Genomic DNA, 4,903 nt, shown 5'->3' with positions numbered 1-4,903 from the left:
GGAAGCGCTGCAGCAGCTCCAGCCCGTGTACGTCGGGCAGGTGCATGTCGAGGAGCACGAGATCGACGCCGCCCTCACGCATCAGCCGTACGGCGTCCGAACCGGACAGCGTCAGTCGCTGACGGCGACCCGAACACCATCCGACCGGAGCCGCTCGACGGCAGCCACTGACGCCGTCGCATCGGTGACGACGGTCCACGCAGGTTCCAGCGGTAGCCAGGCCTGGAGCGTCGCCGGGCCCAGCTTCGAGCCGTCCGCAAGGATCACGACGTCGGTGGCCCGCGACGCGGCGACCTCCTTGACGTAGGTCTCCTCGGCGGTGGGTTCGCCCAGACCACGCTCGGGGTCGACGGCGTCGGCACCGAGGAAGGCGACGTCGACGGTCAGGCGTTGCAGGGTGAGGGTCGCGAGCGGGCCGACAAGCCCGTGGCTCAGCGGGCGGACGTCACCGCCGAGCAGCGTGACGGTCACCTGCTCCCCCCGCACGAGCAGCTGAGCCGCCTCGAGGCCGCGCGTGACGACGGTGAGCGGACCACGGTCGACGAGCCGGCGCGCGAGCGCCAGGCAGGTCGTGCCGGCGTCGAGGAACACCGTGCCGCCAGGGGGCACCAGGTCGAGAGCGGCGTCGGCGATCGCCGCCTTGGCCGCCTGGTTGAGCTGCGCGCTCTCGCCGAACGACCGCTCGGTGAAGCCGTCGCGGACCAGCGCACCGCCGTAGGTGCGGGCGATCCGGCCCTCTCGCTGGAGCCGGGCCAGGTCGCGTCGGACGGTGGACGCCGAGACCCCGACCCGGTCCGCGAGCGCGTCGACCCCGTTGACGCCGTCCTGCAGCAGCACGACGAGCGCGTCGTGACGAGCGCGGGTGGCCCGCCGGCTGCTGGCGTCGCTCATGGGTGGGGCTCGTTCTTTCAGGACCCGTACGTCGCCCGGATGGCGTCGCCGTACGGCGCGTAGTCGACCGCGGCCAGGTAGGCGGACAGCATCGTGCCATGCCCGGCCTTGCCGCTCCCGGCGATGTCGAAGGCGGTGCCGTGGTCGACGGACGTGCGCAGGATCGGGAGGCCGACGGTGACGGAGATGGTGCCGTCGAAGTCGAACGTCTTGGCCGGGATGTGGCCCTGGTCGTGGAAGTGCGACAGCACACCGTCGTACCGGCCGACGAGCCCCTGGTGGAAGACGGAGTCGGCGGGCACCGGACCGCTCACGTCGAGCCCGTCCGCGCGGGCGGCATCGCAGGCCGGGCCGATGTGCACGATCTCCTCGTCGCCGAAGGCGCCGTTCTCGCCGCCGTGCGGGTTGATCGCGGCGACCGCCAGCCGCGGCTTCTCGACGCCGAACACCGTCAGCGCGGTGTGCGCCTGCCGGATCGAGTCGAGGACCTTCTCCTCAGTGATCTGGTCGAGCGCGGTGCGCAGCGAGACGTGCCGGGTGGTGAAGAAGATCCGGAGGTGGTGCCCCTCGGCCGCGGCGTTGCGGACCACGAACATCGTGTCCTGCTTGGTCACGCCGGTGAGCGCACCGAGCATCTCGGTGTGCCCGAGGTGCTCGGACCCGGCGGCCCAGATCGCCTCCTTGTTGATCGGGCCGGTGACGATGCCCGCGACGCGCTGCTCCATGGCCGCCTTCGTGGCGACCTCGATCGCCGCGACCGCCGCCTCACCGGCCCGCTTGTCCACCTCGCCCCAGGCCGGGACGTCGTCGCCGAGCACGCCGGTGTCGAACACGTCGATGCAGCCGTCCGCGGGCTCCACGTCGAAGCCGTCGACGACCCGGACCTCGACATCGAGCCCCATCGCGGCCACGCCGCGGCGCAGCGCCTCGGCGTCACCCACGGCGACGCCGTGGTGGTCGGCAGCGCCGGCGACGGCGGGGTCGGCGAGGGTCGCGGCGGTGATCTCCGGGCCGATGCCGACCGGGTCGCCGAGGGTCAGGGCGAGGACGTGGCGGGTCATGGTGTCTCCTTCGTCAGTACGGGGTGCGCGAACGGGCCGACGCGACCTGGCGGCGGCGCAGGTCGGCGGTACGGCGGAGGTGGTCGAGGCAGGCGAGGGTGGCGTCGGGCCCGCCCACGAGGCCGCCCTTGGTCACGAGTGGCAGGCCGTCGAACGGGCCGCCGACGAGGGTGCCCGCGACGGCGAGCGGGACGACCTCGTCGGTGATCTCCAGGCCGCGCGAGCCGAGCTCGGCAAGCAGGGCCGCGGTGACGTCGCCGCCGGTGGAGTACAGGCCGTCGACCGCGTGCTCCTCGAGGTTCCGGCGCACCGCGCGGGCGAGCGCGCGCGGAACGGCGTCGGCCTCGTCGCGCGAGACGGGCCGCAGGTCGGACTCGTCGACGACGGTGGCGAGCGCCACCACCTCTCCCGGTACGGCGTCCGTGAGGAGTGTGTCGAGGAGCTTGCTGGTCGCGTCGACGTCGGGCACGGCCGTGTCGCCGACGCACGGTGTGCGGTGCACGCGGACGCCGCGCTCGGTGGCGAGCCGGCCGAGCTGGGTGCGGGTGAGCTCGGTCGCGGAGCCGGAGACCACCAGCAGCGGCGCCTGGTGCGTGCCCTCGCCGAGGCCGAGCGCGCCGGCCAGCGCGACGGAGGCGGGCCCCGGGTCGCTCGTCACCCAGACCAGGTCGTGCTGCCGGGCGACGGCGGCGGCTGCTGCGGCCACGCGATCGAGGTGGTCCTCCGTGGTGGCGTCGGCGACGACGACATCGGCGCCGCCGTCGACGGCCGACGTGACGGCAGCGACCAGGGCCTTCTCGTCGCCGGTGACCACCGCCATGGGCAGCACGGCCGCCGCCAGGTCGGCCTGCTGGTCGAGCAGGGCCACGACGTCCGAGGTGGTCACCGGCGAGCGCGGGTCGCGGGCGACCTCGGTCTCCTCGAGCCGGCGGCCGTCGAGCAGCTGCGTGCCGCCGATCGTGTGCCGCCCGGCCGCGGGGTGCGCCGGGGCGCAGAGCGCGACGACGCGACGGTCGGTCGCGCGCCGTACCGCGGCGAGCACGGCCGCGGTGGTCGCCCCGACGTTGCCGCGGAGCGTGGTGTCGATCCGGTTGCAGACCAGGTCCGCCGGCCACCCGGCCGCCACGACGCGGTCGACCCGGGCGGCCGCCACCTCCGGCGGCTCGTGACGGCTGTCCGTCGTGGCGACCACGACGTCGAACCGGGCCACCATCTCCGCGACGACGTCGGGCCGGTCCGCCGCGCTCGCGGTGGCGGCGCGGAAGCCGCGGCGGGCGAACCCGGCGGCCGCCGCGTTGGCGCCCGTCAGGTCGTCCGCGACGACGAGGACCCGGGCCACTCAGATCACCAGGCTGGCGAGCAGCAGCAGCGGAAGCGACGCCGCCCAGACGGCGGTGGTGATGCCGGACCAGCCGCGGATCGCGGCGACGCCCTCGAGACCGGTGAACCGGGTGACCACCCAGAAGTAGGAGTCGTTGAAGTAGCTGAACACCATCGACCCGGCGCAGCAGGCGAGCGCGGCGAGCAGCGGCGACAGGCCCATCCCGGCCACCAGGGGCGCGGTGACGGACGCCGCGGTGATCATCGCCACCGTGCCGGAGCCCTGCGCGAGCCGGACCAGCGTGGCCACCAGGAACGGCACGAGCACGCCGGGCAGGCTCATCGACGAGATCGCCTCGGCGAGGGCGTCGCCGACACCGGAGTCGCGCAGCACCTGGCCGAGCGCGCCGCCGGCCGCGGTGATCAGGATGATCAGGCCCGCGGACGCGGCCGCCTGGGCGAGCCAGGAGTGCACCTGCTTGCGGGGCGTCCAGCGCGGCAGCAGCGTGTAGACCGCGAGCACGATGCCGATCGTCAGCGCGACGACGGGGTGCCCGAGGAAGGACATGATCTTCGCGAAGCCCTGGGGCGTGTACTCAGCCTCCGGGTCCAGCACACCCTGGGCGCTGCGGTCGATCGCGACCGCCACCGTGTTCAGCACGATGAGCGCGAGAGGCACCACGAGGGGAAGCGATGCCAGCAGGAAACCGACGCGGTGCGGCTTCTCCCCCTCCGGCGTCTCGCCCAGCTGGTGGCTCGGCGCCTCGGACCGGTCGTCGTCGGCGACGTCGGTCACGGTGCCACCACCGGAGGAGCCGGCGCCGACCGTCGCCCCGGCGTACACCGCCTCACGCACGTCCTCGACGACCTCGGACTCGAGCTTCGGGCCCATCCACGCCGCGTAGGTGACCACGACGGGCAGCAGGAGCAGCGCGAACACGAGGCCGGCCAAGACGAGTGCGCCGATGTCGGCGCCGAGGATGCCGGCGACGCCGAGCGGGCCCGGGGTCGGCGGGACGAGGTGGTGGGTCAGCGTCATGCCGCAGCCGAGGGCCAGCGCGAGGGTGACGTAGCGGCCCCGGATCCGACGGGCGATCGACCGGGCGAGGGGGTTCATGATCACGAACCCCGAGTCGCAGAACACGGGGATGGAGACCATCGCGCCGGTGCCCGCCATCGCCCAGTGCTCGCGTCCGCGACCCAGCAGGCGGACGAACGTGCGGGCGAGGGCGTCGGCGGCGCCGGAGACCTCGAGGATCTTGCCGATCCCCACCCCCAGGCCGATGACGATGCCGATCGAGGAGAGCGTCGCACCGAAGCCCTCCGTCATGGACGTGATGGTGTCGAGCGCCGGCGATCCGGCGACGAAGCCGGTCACCAGCGCGGCGAGCAGCAGGCCGACGAACGCGTCCAGTCGCGTCGCGAGCACCACGAGCACCACCGTCGCGATGCCCAGCACCAGGGCGAGCAAGAGCTGTAGATCCACGATGACCTCCGAGACAGGGTCTCCCCCGGTTCCGGGGGGCCTCTGGCAGCCTGCCCTGCTCGCTCTGCGCGATGCAAGCCCTACCAGTAGGTAACTTGCGCAGACTGCGCAACTTTGGTGCCGGTCGTCACTCCCGTACCACCGG

General features: G+C 73.6%; 4 protein-coding genes. All 4 read right to left on the bottom strand.

Annotation, left to right across the window (positions count from 1 at the left end):
* Positions 1-111: 111 nt before the first annotated feature.
* The 4 genes from ETU37_RS05765 to ETU37_RS05750 are packed head-to-tail and all read right to left on the bottom strand — an operon-like array spanning position 112 to position 4,758.
* A complete protein-coding gene (locus tag ETU37_RS05765) occupies positions 112-891 on the bottom strand; it encodes a DeoR/GlpR family DNA-binding transcription regulator (protein WP_129986243.1) in 780 nt (259 codons plus the stop codon).
* Between the two features lie 17 nt (positions 892-908).
* Positions 909-1,952 carry a 4-hydroxythreonine-4-phosphate dehydrogenase PdxA gene (gene pdxA, locus ETU37_RS05760; protein WP_129986241.1) on the bottom strand — a complete coding sequence of 348 codons (1,044 nt, stop codon included), beginning with the start codon at positions 1,950-1,952 and terminating at the stop codon, positions 909-911.
* Positions 1,953-1,965: 13 nt separating this feature from the next.
* Positions 1,966-3,291 carry a four-carbon acid sugar kinase family protein gene (locus ETU37_RS05755; protein ID WP_129986239.1) on the bottom strand — a complete coding sequence of 442 codons (1,326 nt, stop codon included), beginning with the start codon at positions 3,289-3,291 and terminating at the stop codon, positions 1,966-1,968.
* Positions 3,292-4,758, bottom strand: coding sequence for a GntP family permease (locus ETU37_RS05750; RefSeq protein WP_206053753.1), 1,467 nt, complete (start codon positions 4,756-4,758; stop codon positions 3,292-3,294).
* Positions 4,759-4,903 lie beyond the last annotated feature (145 nt).

Origin of the sequence: Nocardioides iriomotensis, from assembly GCF_004168035.1 — a bacterium.
GTDB lineage: Bacteria > Actinomycetota > Actinomycetes > Propionibacteriales > Nocardioidaceae > Nocardioides_B > Nocardioides_B iriomotensis.
The sequence above is the reverse complement of the archived record's forward strand: the minus strand, read 5'-3'. Positions and strand labels throughout refer to the sequence as shown.